The organism is Curtobacterium subtropicum (assembly GCF_030362975.1).
In the GTDB taxonomy this organism is placed as follows: domain Bacteria; phylum Actinomycetota; class Actinomycetes; order Actinomycetales; family Microbacteriaceae; genus Curtobacterium; species Curtobacterium subtropicum.
The window spans coordinates 15,472-29,729 of the sequence record NZ_JAUCMM010000014.1 but is presented as its reverse complement, the minus strand read 5'-3'; the positions used below and the strand labels follow the sequence as shown (position 1 = coordinate 29,729).

Here is a 14,258-nt window from a genome sequence, read left to right as displayed (position 1 = left end):
TCCGCACGGCGGCTCCCGTCACCCGCGCTGCCGACCCGCGACGGCCTGCTCGACCGCGCGCGTCACCTGCTCCGCGGAGTCCTGCCACCGGAACCGTGCCGCCCGCTCCAGCGACGCCCGTGCGGCCTCGTCCCAGCGACCCTCGAGTCGGCGCACCGCAGCGGCGACCGCGGACGGCGAGGACGGATCGAAGTACTCGGCCGCGTCCCCGCCGATCTCGCGGAAGATCGGGACGTCGCTGACGACCACGGGTGTGCCCACGCCCATCGCCTCGACCAGGGGGATGCCGAAGCCCTCGTCGAACGAGGCCGTCGCCAGCGCCGTCGCGCCCCGCAGGGTCGTCAGGTACTCGTCGTCCGACGCACCATCGTGGAACACGATCGACCCGGACGGCGCCAGTGCCTCGAGCCGACGGCGATCGGCATCGGACACCCGTGACATGCAGTGCAGCGTCCAGTCGGCGCCGAGCAGGGGCAGTGCGGCCGCGAGCGTCTCGACGTTCTTGTACGGCATGAACGACCCCATGTAGACGAGCGTCCGGGAACGTCCGGCAGCGGGGTCGCGCGGCGTGGCGGGGTCGGCCGCGTTGTACGCCACGGTCACGGGACGCTTCGTCAAGCGGTGCCGCTCGATGAGCCCCGCGGTGGTCTCGGACACGGTGACGACGCCGTCCGCACCGTTCAGCAGCGCCCGCTGCGGCGCCCAGCTCAGGTGGAAGAGCCGCCACCCCAGTCGGATCGGCCACGAGAACTCCCGCGGAGGCGTGCGGTTCCGGTAGTAGATCAGGTCGTGCAGGGTGAGCACGAGCGCGTAGCGACGGCCGCGCGACCCCATGGTCTGCATCGGCGAGAACACCGCGTCGAGTCCGAGTCGGTTCACCGCCCGGGCGACGAACGGCTCACCGGCGTCGGTCGGTGCGGGGATCCGCTCCCACGGGATGCCGTCGGGCAGGGACGCGAGCTGCCGTTCGTCGTGCACGAGCAGCACGTGGTCGTGCCGGTCGGGCAGGTGCGCCACGATGCCGGCCGTGAAGCGGCTGATGCCGTCGTGCCGACCGATCCGGACGTAGCGGCAGTCGATGCCGATCCGCAGGCGCCTCACGACGCGGGCTCCCCCGCGTCGGCGACCGTCCGGGTCGTCCGTCCGGACCCGCGCTTGGCGCCTCGAGCCGTCCCCCGCCCGGTCCGACGCGACCCCGGAGTGTCGGCCATCCGTCGGAGCACCGCGTCGGCGGCCGCCCCGGGGGTCTCGTAGTGGACGAGGTGTCCGACGTCGGGGACGACGACGAGTTCGGCGTCCCGGAGCCGTGCGGCCAGCGCCCGCTGCTCCGGCAGCGCCGTGATGTCGTCACGCTCGGCTGCGACGAGCAGTACCGGGACCTCGATGCGGTCGGCGAACTCGGAGACGTCGTGCGTCACGGAGGTCCGGAACGCCTCGAGCACGCTCGTGCGGTTCGCGAACGCCGAGAAGTACCGGTCGTGCTGGTCGTGCACCCACCGCCGCAGGTCGCGGTCACCGGACTTCAGCATCGCCAGGCTCATCGCCCGGACGATCGCCCCGTTCCGGAGCAGCCCGAGCCCGAGCGCGCGTGGCAGCAGGGCGCCGGCGCGGTAGTAGCCGATCGCGATCCCGGTGCCGATGGCGCGCGGCCCCTGCAGTGCGGGCGCAGCGATCGGGTTCACGAGCACGAGGAGACGCGTGTCGAGTCCGGCGGCGACGGCGGCCGCCGTCACGATCGACCCGAACGAGTGTCCGAGCACGACCGTGTCGGCGTCGAGGCCGAGCGTGCGGTGGAACGCGGTGAGCCAGGCGACGTACGAGTCGATGTCGGACACCGGCAGGGGGTCGGATGTCCCGAACCCGGGCAGGTCGGGGACGACCACGCGCTTGCCGAGCAGGTGCGCGGCGATCGTCTCGAGGCCGTGGTGGTCGCCCCGGAAGCCGTGCACGGCGAGGACCGTCTCGGTCGCGTCGGCGGGCCCGTACTCCCAGTAGTGCGTGGTGCGGCCGTCGACGGCCACGGCCCGGTGCACGACGGGCGTCGCGGCGACGAGCGACTGGTACGGGGAGATCACGGGGGGTTGCATCGCGGCCAGTCTACGAAGCGGCGCCCGGCGGGGGTGCGCCCCGCGCCCGGCTGTGGACGACGGCCAGCGCACGGGGCGCTGTGGAGGGGCGCCGCGCCTCCCGGCCGACCTGCCGGAGGACCTGCGGGACGTGTCGACCACCGCCCGGCCGACCCGCCGTCCGGCCGCGCGACGCGGTCGGGGTCCCGACCCGCGGACAGCAGCAGGAGCACGCGCCTACTGTGGCCGGAGTCGGGCCACGTCGCCGGCCCGCCGACGACGAGGAGCACGCTTGACCTTCACGGCCCCGATCCAGCTGCCCGGCCTGACCCTGGACCCGCAGTGGTACAAGCGCTCGGTCTTCTACGAGTGCATGATCCGTTCGTTCGTCGACTCGAACGGCGACGGCATCGGGGACATCCAGGGCGTCATCGGGAAGCTCGACTACCTGCAGTGGCTCGGGGTCGACGCGATCTGGCTGCCGCCGTTCTTCCAGTCGCCGATGCGCGACGGCGGGTACGACATCTCGGACTACAAGGCGATCCTGCCCGAGTTCGGCACCCTCGACGACTTCCGCGAACTCGTCACGAAGTCGCACGAGCGGAACATGCGCATCGTCATCGACATGGTGATCAACCACACGTCCGACCAGCACGAGTGGTTCCAGCAGTCCCGTGAGGACCCGGACGGCCCCTACGGCGACTTCTACGTCTGGCGCGACACCGACGAGCACTACGAGAACATCCGCATCATCTTCGTGGACACCGAGGAGTCGAACTGGACGTTCGACCCGGTCCGTCGACAGTTCTTCTTCCACCGGTTCTTCTCGCACCAGCCCGACCTGAACTTCGAGAACCCGGCCGTCGTCGAGGCCGTCTACGAGGTCGTCCGCCACTGGCTCGACCTGGGTGTCGACGGGCTGCGGCTCGACGCGATCCCCTACCTGTTCGAGTCCGAGGAGGGCAACGGCGAGGGCGAGCCGGAGACGCACGAGTTCATCAAGAAGCTCCGCGCGATGGTCGACGACGAGTACCCCGGTCGTGTCCTGCTGGCCGAGGCGAACCAGTGGCCCCGCGAGACGGCGGCGTTCTTCGGCACCGACGAGGAGCCCGAGTGCCACATGGCGTTCGACTTCCCGGTGATGCCGCGCATCTTCTACTCGCTCCGCGCGCAGCACGCCGCCGAGCTCAAGGCGATCCTGTCCGAGACGCTCGACGTGCCCGAGAAGGCGGCGTGGGGCGTGTTCCTCCGCAACCACGACGAGTTGACGCTCGAGATGGTGAGCGAGGAGTACCGGCAGGCGATGTACGGCTGGTACGGCTACGACCCGCGGATGCGGTCGAACATCGGCATCCGCCGCCGCCTCGCCCCCCTGCTCGACAACTCCCGTGCCGAGCTCGAGCTCATCCACGCGCTGCTGTTCTCGCTGCCCGGATCGCCGTTCCTGTACTACGGCGACGAGATCGGCATGGGCGACAACATCTGGCTGCCCGACCGCGACTCCTCCCGCACGCCGATGCAGTGGACGCCGGACCGCAACGCTGGCTTCTCGACCGCCGACCCGGGCAAGCTCTACCTGCCCGTCGTGCAGTCGCTCGTCTACAACTACGCGCAGGTGAACGTCGAGGCGCAGCTCGCACAGTCCCGCTCGCTGCTGCACTGGGTCCGCAACGTGATCCACGTCCGCAAGGCCCACCCGGTGTTCGGCATGGGCTCCCTGCACGTGCAGGACACGACGAACGAGTCGGTGCTCGCGTTCGTCCGCTCGTGGGAGGGCTCGGGGCAGCAGTTCGGGCCGTCCGCCGAAGACGTCCTCTGCGTGTTTTCCTTCGCCACGAACCCGACGTCGGTGACGATCTCGGCACCGGAGTTCGCCGGTCGGCCGCTCTACGACCTGTTCGGCGGCGGGTCGTTCCCCTCGTTCGACGAGGAGGGCACCGTGACGCTGACGATGGGGACGCAGTCGTTCTACTGGCTGCACGTGGGCGCGCCGGTCGGCGTCTAGGCACGGTCGCCACCTCGGTCCCCCGCGCGGTCACCGGCTCCGGCCGGTGGCCGCGTCGTCGTGACTGCCGGTGGCCGCGTCGTCGTGTCCGTCGGTGGCCGCGTCCTCGTGTCGGCCGGGAGGCGTGGCTCGCCCCCGGCAGGCGGGTCGCGTGGAGCGTGTCGGTACGTCCCGTTAGCCTCGTCGCGTGACGTACTCCGCAACAGCGCTCGACACGCCCGCACCTGCCGCCGCGGCGGTGCAGGACCTCAGCGGTCGCCCGTGGTGGCACGCCCTCGGCGTGTTCGACCTCGAGACGACCGGTGTCGACGTCGAGACCGCCCGGATCGTCACCGCGCACGTCGGTCTGATCGACATGACCGGCCGCTCGATCGTCGAGGGCGCCTGGGTCGCCGACCCGGGCATCGCCATCCCCGAGGGCGCGGCGGCCGTGCACGGCTACACCACCGAGCGTGCGCAGGCCGAGGGGCGTCCCGCCGGCGAGGTCGTCGCCGAGATCGTCGCCGCGGTCGAGGCCGTCTTCGCCCGGGGCATCCCGCTCGTGATCTACAACGCGCCGTACGACCTGACCGTGCTCGACCGCGAGGCCCGTCGGCACGGGATCGCCTCCCCCGTGATCGGCAACGTCGTCGACCCGCTGGTGATCGACAAGGCGCTCGACACCTACCGCAAGGGCAAGCGCACGCTCGAGGCCGCGTCCGAGCTGTACGGCGTGACGCTGTCGGACGCGCACGACGCCGGCGCTGACGCCATCGCTGCCGGGCGTGTCGCGCAGGCCATCGCGGCGAAGTACCCGGAGGAGCTCGGTGTCTCCGCGGAGGAGCTCCACCGCAAGCAGGTCGGTTGGTGCGCCGAACAGGCGACCTCGTTCCAGGACTACATGCGGAAGAAGCGCGACCCGTCCTTCAGCGCCGACGGTCGCTGGCCGCACCGCAACGGCTCGTAGCGCTCGCACGCTCCCCACCGCGCTGCGCCGCGTGCATCGCGCTGAGCGCTGCCCGCGGTCGCCCGTCGCCCGTCGCCCGTCGCCCGTCGCCCGTCGCCCGTCGCCCGAGTCGAACCACGGAACCGACGTCGAACCAGGTCGGCGCGTTGGTTCGATGTCGGGAACCTGGTTCCGTACGGCCATTCCCCCGGCCGCAGCTGTGCGCGGGCACTCCGAACCGCGACGCACCGCACCGCCCAGCGGCATCCGAGTCGAACCACCTTCCCGACATCGAACCAGGCCGCGGCGCTGGTTCGATGTCGAGAACGTGGTTCGGAACACGCCGACGCGTCGGCAACCCGCCCGACGCAGAACGGGCGGCCCTCCCGCAGGAGGACCGCCCGTCCGAGCGCGAACGCGGACTTACTTGCTGAAGCCCTTGAAGCGCTGGTTGAACTTCTCGACGCGACCGGCCGAGTCGAGGATGCGCTGCTTGCCCGTGTAGAACGGGTGCGACGCGGACGAGATCTCGACGTCGATGACCGGGTAGGTCGCACCGTCGAGCTCGATGGTCTTGTCGCTGGTCGCGGTCGAACGCGTCAGGAACGTCTCACCGGAGGCCAGGTCGCGGAAGACGATGGCGTTGTACTCGGGGTGGGTGTCGGTCTTCATGGAGATTCCTCGGTTGGAGATGGTGGGAGATGCGCGGACGGCCGGTTCGAGCGGACTCGATCGGGACCCCCGCGCGGGAAGTCTGCGGCGTGCGCCAGCCGTCCACGTTACCAGACGACGGGCCGGATCGGGAGCGTCAGGCTGCGCGCGCCGTGTACCGGCCAGCGTCCTTCGACACGGTCAGCTCGACGCCGAAGGCCTGGGAGAGGGTCGGGGCGGTGAGGACCTCGTCGATCGGACCGGCGGCCTGCACGGCGCCGTCGGCGAGCACCAGGGCGTGCGTGAAGCCCTCGGGGATCTCCTCGACGTGGTGCGTGACGATCACGATGGCCGGTGAGTCGCTGCTCTGCGCGTAGCCGCCGAGCGTGCGCACGAGGCTCTCGCGTGCGCCGAGGTCGAGCGAGGCCGCCGGCTCGTCGAGGAACAGCACCTCGGGGTCCGTCATGACGGCGCGGGCGATCTGCACGCGCTTCTGCTCGCCGTCGCTCAGCTCGCCGAAGGTGCGGTCGGTGAAGTCACCGAGGCCCCACTCGTCGAGCACACGCTGGGCACGGCGGACGTCGAGCTCCTCGTACTCCTCGTTCCAGCGCCCGGTCACCGAGTAGGCGGCGGTCAGCACGACGTCGACGACCTTCTCGGTCACCGGGATCCGACGGGCGAGGGCGGTCGACGCGAAGCCGATCCGGGGACGCAGCTCGAACAGGTCCGCGCCGCCGAGCTCGGTCCCGAGCACCTCGACGCTGCCCGAGGTCGGGAACGTCTGGGCACCGGCCACCTGCAGCAGCGTGGTCTTGCCCGCACCGTTGGCACCGAGCACCACCCAGCGTTCGTCGTCCTGCACCTCCCACGAGATCCCGTCGAGGATGGTGGCCCCGTTGCGGACCACGGAGACGTCTGACAAGCGCACGACCGAGGGCATGGCTCCAGCCTACGGCTTCCGGGCGAGCACCTCGTCGTAGACCTGCCGTGTGCGGTGCGCGATCGCGTCCCAGGTGAACTCGCTCTCGACGCGCAGGCGTCCGGCGCGGCCCATGAGCCTCGCGAGCCCCTCGTCGGCCAGGACCTCGTCGAGGGTGCGGGCCAGGTCGGCGACGAAACGGTCGGGGTCGTTCGGCGTGCCCGTGCCGTCCTGCGCCTGGTCGATCGGGACGATGCGCCCGGTCAGCCCGTCGGCGACGACCTCCGGGATGCCCCCGGTCCTCGTCCCGACGACCGGGATGCCGCACGCCATCGCCTCGAGGTTCACGATGCCGAGCGGCTCGTAGATCGACGGGCAGACGAACACCGTGCCCGAGGACAGGACGTTGACGACCTCCTGGTGGGACAGCATGCGATCGATCCACACGACACCGTCGCGCTCCTGCCGGAGGGACTCGACGAGTCCGGTGACCTCGGCCATGATCTCGGGGGTGTCGGGCGCGCCGGCGCACAGGACGATCTGCACGTCCGACGGCAGCGACGCCACCGCACGGAGCAGGTAGGGCAGCCCCTTCTGCCGGGTGATCCGGCCGACGAACACCACCGAGCGGCGCGACGGGTCGATGCCGAGGGCGCGCACGGCGTCCTCGTCGACCGTCGGCTTCCACTCGTCGATGTCGATGCCGTTGTAGACGACGTGCACCTTCGCCGGGTCGATGGACGGGTACGAGCGCAGGATGTCGGCGCGCATGGCCTTGGAGACGGCGATCACACCGTCGGCCTGCTCGAACGCCTCGCGCTCCATCCAGCTCGACAGGCGGTAGCCGCCACCGAGCTGCTCGGCCTTCCAGGGGCGCAGCGGCTCGAGACTGTGCGCGGTGACCACGTGCGGGATGCCGTGGGTGAGCTGCGCGATGCGCCCCGCAGCGTTTGCGTACCAGGTGTGGGAGTGCACCAGGTCGGCGCCCTCGACGTCGGCGGCGATGCGGACGTCGGTCCCGAGCGCCTGCAGCGCACCGTTCGCGTTCTCGAGGCCCTCGGGCGTGCGGTAGGCCCACACGCCCTCCTCGTCGCGGTACGCCCCGAAGGCACGCACGCGCACGTCCGTGTCCGTCCCCGACCGCAGCGCAGCCGTGAGCTCAGCCACGTGGACACCCGCTCCGCCGTAGACCTCCGGCGGATACTCCCTGGTCAGTAGATCGACTCGCACGGACTCAACGTAACGGGTTCACTGTCCGGACGCCTACTGTGAACCACATGGCACCAAAGAAGGTATTCGGCATCGTCCTCGCCGGCGGCGAGGGCAAGCGGCTCATGCCGCTCACCGCCGACCGCGCGAAGCCCGCAGTCCCGTTCGGCGGCAACTTCCGCCTCATCGACTTCGCGCTCTCCAACCTGGTCAACTCCGGGTTGCAGAAGATCGTCGTCCTGACCCAGTACAAGTCGCACAGCCTCGACCGCCACGTGGCCGAGACCTGGCGCATGGAGGGCCTCCTCGGGTCGTACGTCGCGTCGGTGCCGGCGCAGCAGCGACTCGGCAAGCGGTGGTTCGCCGGGTCGGCGGACGCGATCCTGCAGTCGCTCAACCTGCTCCGCGACGAGCGCCCGGACATCGTGGTCGTGGTCGGCGCCGACCACGTCTACCGGATGGACTTCCACCAGATGATCGAGGCCCACATCGCCTCCGGCCGCAGTGCCACGGTCGCGGCGATCCGGCAGCCCATCGGGCTCGCCGACCAGTTCGGCGTCATCCAGGTGGACCAGGACGACCCGACCAGGATCGACGCGTTCCTCGAGAAGCCGAAGGACGCCGTCGGCCTGACCGACTCGCCCGACGAGATCCTCGCGTCGATGGGCAACTACGTGTTCAACGCCGACGCCCTCGTCGACGCGGTGCTCCGCGACGGGCAGATCGAGTCGAGCAAGCACGACATGGGCGGCGACATCGTGCCGGACTTCGTGGCCCGCGGCGACGCCGGCGTCTACGACCTCCAGCGCAACGACGTGCCCGGCTCGAACGACCGCGACCGGTACTACTGGCGCGACGTGGGCACGATCGACTCGTTCTTCGACGCGCACATGGACCTCATCGCGCCGGTCCCCGTCTTCAACCTGTACAACCAGGACTGGCCGATCTTCAACCAGCAGACGAACCTGCCGCCGGCGAAGTTCGTGCGCGACGCGAACGGCAACACCGGCTCGACGGTCGACTCGATCGTGGCGCTCGGCTGCCTGCTCTCCGGAGCCCAGGTCGAGCGCAGCGTGATCGGCCCGTGGTGCGGCATCGACTCCGGCGCGAAGGTCCTCGACTCGATCGTGTTCGAACGCGCGTCCATCGGGGCCGGCTCGATCGTGAACCGCGCGATCCTCGACAAGGACGTGGTCATCGCGCCGGGCGCGCAGGTGGGCGTCGACCGGGAGGCGGACGAGGCCCGCGGCTTCACCGTCACCGAGTCGGGCATCACGGTCGTCGGCAAGGGCGTGCGGGTCGAGGCCTGACCCACGGATCACACCGGCCTGGAGGCGCGGCTGACGTCACGGACGTCGCCGCGCCTCCCGCTGTCGGTACCGTTGGTCCGTGCCCCGCTTCCTCGTCGTCCTCGATGCCGATTCCACGCTGCTCGAGGACGAGGTCATCGAACTGCTCGCCGACCACGCCGGGACCCGGCCACAGGTGCAGGCGGTGACGGAGCGCGCCATGCGCGGCGAGATCGACTTCGCCGCGAGCCTCCGGGAGCGGGTCGCGACCCTGGCGGGCCTCCCGGCCGACGTCTGCACCCGTGCGCAGCAGGCGGTCCGCGTGACGCGGGGTGCCGAGGAGCTCGTCCGCGGCGTGCACGCCGCCGGGGGTACCGTCGGTGTCGTCTCCGGCGGCTTCCACGAGGTGCTCGACCCGTTCGCCTCCCGGCTCGGCCTCGACCACTGCCGGGCGAACCGGCTCGAGGTCGTCGACGGCACGCTCACCGGCCGGGTGCTCGGCGACGTCGTCGACGCCCACGCGAAGGCGGCGACGCTCCGCGAGTGGGCGCAGGCGGACGGCGTGGACGCCGCGCACACCGTGGCGGTCGGCGACGGCGCGAACGACCTCGAGATGATGCGCGTCGCGGCGCTCAGCGTGGCGTTCGACGCGAAGCCGCGCGTGCGCGAGCAGGCCGACGTCGCGGTCGTGGACCGCGACCTGTCCGTGGTGCTCGCGACGCTCGGCCTGCGCGGCTGAGCCGGAGCTCGGCCGGCCGTCCCCGAGGCTCGGGGTCGGCGACCGATCTCGTGCCGGAGGGCGCGAAACCCGTCGCTGGTCCCGAGACTCGGAGGCGTACGTCCGGGTCCCGGGACGACGCAGACGGGCTAGTGACCCATCCCGAGTCCGCCGTCGACCGGGATCACCGCACCGGACACGTAGCCGGCGCCGTCGCTCGCCAGGAACAGCGTGGCGTCGGCGACGTCGTCGACCGTGCCGTACCGGGCCGCCGGGATCTGCTTCTTGAACTCGGCCTGCAGCTCCTCGGGCAGCGCCGCGGTCATGTCGGTCTGGATGAACCCGGGCGCCACCACGTTCGCGGTGATCCCCCGGGAGCCGAGCTCGCGCGTGATCGAGCGGGCCATGCCGACGAGTGCGGCCTTCGACGAGGCGTAGTTCACCTGGCCGACCTGGCCGTACGCGCCGACGACGCTCGACATGAGCACGATGCGGCCGAACTTCGCCTTCATCATCCCCTTGGTCGCGCGCTTGACGACCCGGAAGGTGCCGGTCAGGTTCGTGTCGACCACGCTGGTGAAGTCCTCCTCCGACATGCGGAGCAGGAGCTGGTCGTTCGTGATGCCGGCGTTCGCGACGAGGACCTCGACCGGTCCGAGCTCGGCCTCGACCTGCGTGAAGGCCGCGTCGACGGAAGCGGAGTCGGTGATGTCGGCGGCGACGGTGAGCGCTCCCTCGGGGCCGCCCTGTCCGCTGCGGGAGGTCACGGCGACGCGGTGTCCCTCGGCGACGAACCGCGCGGCGAGGGCGTGGCCGATGCCGCGGTTGCCGCCGGTGACGAGGACGGTACGGGGGGTGGTCATGATCGCTCCGTTCGAGTGTGGTGACGCGGCGTGCGCCGGTCCGACAGCGAGGCCGTCGGCCGCTGGACACGCCCGGACGAGCGTACCGGAGCCGTTCCCCGCAGCTGTCCCCCGCGCGGCGGGTCAACTGTCGGTGGTCCGGGCTTAGGCTTGACCCTGGCGAATGGAAGAACACCGTATGAAGTCGACGCAGCGCCGGTTCCACGCGACGCACACCCACTCCGGGTCCACGCAGAGCATCACGTCCCTGCCTGACTCCCCCGAGCTGGACCGGGCACACCGCCTGTCCAAGTACGTCTGGCAGATGGCCGTGCGCGTGGTGTGCTTCATCGGCGCGGTCCTCATCTGGACGACCTGGCACACCTGGCTCGCGGTCATCCCGATCGTGCTCGCCGCGGTGATCCCGTGGGTCGCCGTCATCCTCGCGAACGCCGGCAGCCAGGCCGAGAGCGACATCGTGGCACCGGCCGGCGCCATCGAGCTGTACGACGCCGTCGACCCCCGGCTCCGCGAGCAGCAGGAGGACGCCAGGGCCGAGGCCTACCGCGCCGAGCAGGAACGCCTGCGCGAGCAGGCCCAGCATGCGCAGGAGGAGTGGCAGCGCAACGGGGACCGTTCCCGTGTCTGGTCCACGAAGTCCCGGACGCGACGCTGATGGGCGCGACCTTCGACCTGTTCACGGAGCCCGGCTCCACCCCGGTCTGCTCCCGCGCGGGGTGCACGAACACCGCCGAGTGGCGGATCAACTGGCGGAACCCGCGCATCCACGCCGTCGACCGGGTCAAGATCTGGGCCGCGTGCGAGGAGCACTGCGACTTCCTCGCCGACTACCTGCGCTCCCGCTCGTTCCCGGTCCGGGTGACCGGCATGCACGAGGACGTCGACAGCCTCGACGACGTCCGCGCGCGTGAGGACGCCCCGAAGAACGACGTCGGGGTGCGCTCCACCGGCACCGGACGATGACGGACGAGTTCGACCCCACGGCCCGCTACGGCCGGAAGCACGCCGCGAAGCTGCAGCGCGACGACGCGTCCGACCGTGGTGCCGCGTCCGTCGGCCTGACCGCGGCGGACGGCCCGACCGTCGGCTGGGCCTTCGTCCGGAGCCGTCGCTGGCTCGGGTACTTCGCCATCGCGGTGGCGTTCGCGATCATCTGCGCGCTGTTCGGGATGTGGCAGTGGGACCGCCGCAACGAGGCGGTCCGGCAGAACGAGCAGATCGCGCAGAACTACGACCACACCCCGGTTCCGCTCGACCAGGCGCTCCCCCGGGCCTCGTCGTGGGACGACGACCAGCAGTGGCTCCGCGTCGAGGTCACCGGCCGGTACGACGTCGACGACCAGCTCCTCGTCCGGAACCGGGTGCACAACGGGCAGCCCGGGTTCGAGGTCCTCACCCCGCTCGTGACCGCCGACGGTCGCGCGTTCGTCGTCGACCGGGGCTGGGTGCCGACCGGCAACCGGCAGGACGCGCCGGACAGCGTCCCCGCTCCCCCGAGCGGCGAGGTGACCGTGACGGCGCGCCTGCAGCAGAGCGAGCCGCGCATCCCGGGGCGCACCGATCCGTCGCACACCGACCAGGTGCAGTCCGTGACACTCGCCGACGTCGCGGACAAGGTGGGCACGCCGATCTGGACCGGTGCCTACGGCCAGCTCGCGTCCGAGTCGCCCGCGCCTGCCGAGTCCCGCCCCCTCGGCTGGGACCGACCCTCTGCCGACACCGGCCTGCACCTCAGCTACTTCATCCAGTGGTTCCTCTTCGCCGCGGGCAGCTTCGGCTTCCTGGGCTACGTCATGGTGCAGGAGTACCGGAACCTCAACCAGGACGACCCCGAGGAGCGCGAGCGTGCCCTCGAGCGCCAGCGGCGGAAGGACGCCAAGCCGCGGTCCGACGACGAGGTCGAGGACGAGCTGCTCGGCGCACAGCGCTGACGCAACGGGAGGTGCGGTGCCGGCCGGCACCGCGCCTCCCGTCCGTCAGAGGTGGCTAGGCGAGCTCGACGAGCTCCGCGTAGTCCTTGTTCCAGTGGTCCTCGGTGCCGTCCGGCAGCAGCAGGACGCGCTCCGGGTTGAGCGCCTCGACCGCGCCGGCGTCGTGCGACACCAGGACGACCGCGCCCTCGTAGCCGGCGAGGGCACCGAGGATCTCCTCGCGCGACGCGGGGTCGAGGTTGTTCGTCGGCTCGTCGAGCAGCAGCACGTTCGCACCGGACACCACGATCATCGCGAGCGACAGACGCGTCTTCTCGCCACCGGAGAGCACGCCGGCCTTCTTGTAGCCGTCGTCACCCGTGAACAGGAACGAGCCCAGGACACGACGGGCCTCGGTCTCGGTGAGGTTCGGCGACGCCGACACCATGTTCTCGATCACAGTGCGGTTCACGTCGATGTTCTCGTGCTCCTGCGCGTAGTACCCGATGCGCAGGCCGTGCCCGGGCAGGATCTCCCCCGTGTCCGGCTGGTCGGCGCCCGCGAGGATGCGGAGCAAGGTCGTCTTGCCGGCACCGTTGAAGCCGAGGATGACCACGCGCGAGCCCCGGTCGATCGCCAGGTCGAGGCCGGCGAAGATCTCGAGCGAGCCGTAGGACTTCGACAGCCCCTCGGCCATGAGCGGCGTCCGGCCGCAGGCGGCGGGCGTCGGGAACCGCAGCTTGGCGACACGGTCGACGGCGCGCTCGTCCTCGAGCCCCGCCAGGAGCTTCTCGGCGCGCGCGACCATCTGGTGCGCCGCGGCTGCCTTCGTGGCCTTCGCGCCGAAGCGGGCGGCTTGGTCCTTGAGCGTCGCGGCCTTCTTCTCGGCGTTCGCGCGCTCCTTGCGGCGGCGGTCCTCGTCGGCGGCGCGCTGCCGCTGGTAGAGCTTCCACCCCATGTTGTAGACGTCGATGGTCTGCCGGTTGGCGTCGAGGTAGAAGACGCGGTTGACGACCTCGTCGACCAGCTCGACGTCGTGCGAGATGACGATGACCCCGCCCGCATAGGTCTTCAGGTGCTCGCGCAGCCAGATGATGGAGTCGGCGTCGAGGTGGTTCGTCGGCTCGTCGAGGATCATCGTCTCGGCGTCCGAGAACAGGATGCGCGCGAGCTCGATGCGACGACGCTGACCGCCCGACAGCGTCTTGAGCGGCTGGTCGAGGATCCGGTCCGGCAGCTTGAGGTTCGACGCGATCGACGCCGCCTCGGCCTCGGCCGCGTAGCCCCCGAGCGCGTTGAACTGGTCGTCGAGCCGGCTGTAGCGACGCATGGCCTTCTCGGCGGTGTCCGGGTCCTCGCTCGCCATGTCGAGCGTCGCCTGCCGGATGCCCTCGACGAGCTCACCGAGGCCTCGGGCGTCGAGGATGCGCTTGCGAGCGGTGTCCTCCGGGTTGCCCGACCGCGGGTCCTGCGGCAGGTAGCCGATCTCGCCGGAGCGGTCGATCTTGCCGTCGGTCGGCTGCGACTCGCCGGCGAGGGCCTTCGTCATCGTGGTCTTGCCGGCGCCGTTGCGCCCGACGAGCCCGATCTTGTCACCCTTCTCGACGCGGAAGGACACGTGCTCCATGAGGAGGCGGGCGCCTACGCGGATCTCGAGGTCGTGCACGGCAAGCACAGGAGGACGTCCAATCAGTTGGTGATGT

The 14,258-nt window shown here is 71.0% G+C and carries 14 protein-coding genes; 7 read left to right on the top strand and 7 right to left on the bottom strand.

From position 1 onward, the window contains the following. Nucleotides 1-18: 18 nt before the first annotated feature. Together QUG98_RS15110 and QUG98_RS15105 are read right to left on the bottom strand one after the other, a co-directional pair. Nucleotides 19-1,092, bottom strand: a complete 1,074-nt coding sequence (locus tag QUG98_RS15110; RefSeq protein WP_289471373.1) for a glycosyltransferase family 4 protein — start codon at nt 1,090-1,092, stop codon at nt 19-21. Nucleotides 1,093-1,097: 5 nt separating this feature from the next. Then, on the bottom strand, nt 1,098-2,087 hold the full coding sequence (locus tag QUG98_RS15105) for an alpha/beta fold hydrolase (protein WP_289471333.1): 990 nt from the start codon (nt 2,085-2,087) through the stop codon (nt 1,098-1,100). A 271-nt stretch (nt 2,088-2,358) separates the two neighbouring features. Here QUG98_RS15105 and treS point away from each other — a divergent pair, with 271 nt between their 5' ends. Continuing rightward, the gene (gene treS / locus QUG98_RS15100) at nt 2,359-4,071 is read left to right on the top strand and encodes a maltose alpha-D-glucosyltransferase (RefSeq protein WP_289471332.1); all 1,713 of its coding nucleotides are present in this window, start codon (nt 2,359-2,361) and stop codon (nt 4,069-4,071) included. Nucleotides 4,072-4,309: 238 nt separating this feature from the next. After that, entirely contained in the window at nt 4,310-5,017 is a 708-nt protein-coding gene (locus QUG98_RS15095) for a 3'-5' exonuclease (RefSeq protein WP_289471372.1), read from the top strand. 402 nt (nt 5,018-5,419) lie between these two features. Here QUG98_RS15095 and QUG98_RS15090 read toward each other — a convergent pair whose 3' ends face one another. The 3 genes from QUG98_RS15090 to glgA all read right to left on the bottom strand — a co-directional run bounded on the left by QUG98_RS15090 (nt 5,420) and on the right by glgA (nt 7,796). After that, nucleotides 5,420-5,668: a type B 50S ribosomal protein L31 gene (locus QUG98_RS15090; protein ID WP_022905175.1), complete on the bottom strand. Its 249-nt coding sequence runs from the start codon at nt 5,666-5,668 to the stop codon at nt 5,420-5,422. A 136-nt stretch (nt 5,669-5,804) separates the two neighbouring features. Further along, on the bottom strand, nt 5,805-6,587 hold the full coding sequence (locus tag QUG98_RS15085) for an ABC transporter ATP-binding protein (RefSeq protein WP_289471331.1): 783 nt from the start codon (nt 6,585-6,587) through the stop codon (nt 5,805-5,807). 9 nt (nt 6,588-6,596) lie between these two features. Beyond that, nucleotides 6,597-7,796: a glycogen synthase gene (gene glgA / locus QUG98_RS15080; RefSeq protein ID WP_289471330.1), complete on the bottom strand. Its 1,200-nt coding sequence runs from the start codon at nt 7,794-7,796 to the stop codon at nt 6,597-6,599. A gap of 47 nt (nt 7,797-7,843) precedes the next feature. Here glgA and QUG98_RS15075 point away from each other — a divergent pair, with 47 nt between their 5' ends. Together QUG98_RS15075 and serB are read left to right on the top strand one after the other, a co-directional pair. Further along, on the top strand, nt 7,844-9,085 hold the full coding sequence (locus QUG98_RS15075) for a glucose-1-phosphate adenylyltransferase (RefSeq protein ID WP_289471329.1): 1,242 nt from the start codon (nt 7,844-7,846) through the stop codon (nt 9,083-9,085). 79 nt (nt 9,086-9,164) lie between these two features. After that, complete coding sequence (gene serB, locus QUG98_RS15070; protein WP_289471328.1) at nt 9,165-9,803, top strand: phosphoserine phosphatase SerB; 639 nt, start codon at nt 9,165-9,167, stop codon at nt 9,801-9,803. 128 nt (nt 9,804-9,931) lie between these two features. On the opposite strand, the gene fabG is transcribed toward serB, so the two are convergent. Beyond that, on the bottom strand, nt 9,932-10,645 hold the full coding sequence (gene fabG / locus QUG98_RS15065) for a 3-oxoacyl-ACP reductase FabG (protein ID WP_289471327.1): 714 nt from the start codon (nt 10,643-10,645) through the stop codon (nt 9,932-9,934). A gap of 163 nt (nt 10,646-10,808) precedes the next feature. Here fabG and QUG98_RS15060 point away from each other — a divergent pair, with 163 nt between their 5' ends. Genes QUG98_RS15060 through QUG98_RS15050 form a run of 3 tightly spaced genes read left to right on the top strand, consistent with a single transcriptional unit; the run spans nt 10,809 to nt 12,576 of the window. After that, complete coding sequence (locus tag QUG98_RS15060) at nt 10,809-11,300, top strand: DUF3099 domain-containing protein (RefSeq protein WP_289471326.1); 492 nt, start codon at nt 10,809-10,811, stop codon at nt 11,298-11,300. After that, a complete protein-coding gene (locus QUG98_RS15055; protein WP_374109361.1) occupies nt 11,300-11,608 on the top strand; it encodes a hypothetical protein in 309 nt (102 codons plus the stop codon). Before QUG98_RS15060 ends, QUG98_RS15055 begins: the two co-directional genes overlap by 1 nt. Then, nucleotides 11,605-12,576 (top strand): SURF1 family cytochrome oxidase biogenesis protein, encoded by a 972-nt coding sequence (locus QUG98_RS15050; protein ID WP_289471325.1) that lies wholly within the window; start codon nt 11,605-11,607, stop codon nt 12,574-12,576. Before QUG98_RS15055 ends, QUG98_RS15050 begins: the two co-directional genes overlap by 4 nt. 55 nt (nt 12,577-12,631) lie before the next feature. On the opposite strand, the gene QUG98_RS15045 is transcribed toward QUG98_RS15050, so the two are convergent. Beyond that, the gene (locus QUG98_RS15045; RefSeq protein WP_289471324.1) at nt 12,632-14,230 is read right to left on the bottom strand and encodes an ABC-F family ATP-binding cassette domain-containing protein; all 1,599 of its coding nucleotides are present in this window, start codon (nt 14,228-14,230) and stop codon (nt 12,632-12,634) included. Nucleotides 14,231-14,258: the final 28 nt, after the last annotated feature.

What these genes read in the sequence shown, in the direction of transcription:
- QUG98_RS15105 (WP_289471333.1), bottom strand. Translation starts at nt 2,087, where the DNA reads ATGCAACCCCCCGTGATCTCCCCGTACCAGTCGCTCGTCGCCGCGACG.
- QUG98_RS15090 (WP_022905175.1), bottom strand. Translation starts at nt 5,668, where the DNA reads ATGAAGACCGACACCCACCCCGAGTACAACGCCATCGTCTTCCGCGAC.
- QUG98_RS15085 (WP_289471331.1), bottom strand. Translation starts at nt 6,587, where the DNA reads ATGCCCTCGGTCGTGCGCTTGTCAGACGTCTCCGTGGTCCGCAACGGG.
- QUG98_RS15075 (WP_289471329.1), top strand. Translation starts at nt 7,844, where the DNA reads ATGGCACCAAAGAAGGTATTCGGCATCGTCCTCGCCGGCGGCGAGGGC.
- fabG (WP_289471327.1), bottom strand. Translation starts at nt 10,645, where the DNA reads ATGACCACCCCCCGTACCGTCCTCGTCACCGGCGGCAACCGCGGCATC.
- QUG98_RS15060 (WP_289471326.1), top strand. Translation starts at nt 10,809, where the DNA reads ATGGAAGAACACCGTATGAAGTCGACGCAGCGCCGGTTCCACGCGACG.
- QUG98_RS15055 (WP_374109361.1), top strand. Translation starts at nt 11,300, where the DNA reads ATGGGCGCGACCTTCGACCTGTTCACGGAGCCCGGCTCCACCCCGGTC.
- QUG98_RS15050 (WP_289471325.1), top strand. Translation starts at nt 11,605, where the DNA reads ATGACGGACGAGTTCGACCCCACGGCCCGCTACGGCCGGAAGCACGCC.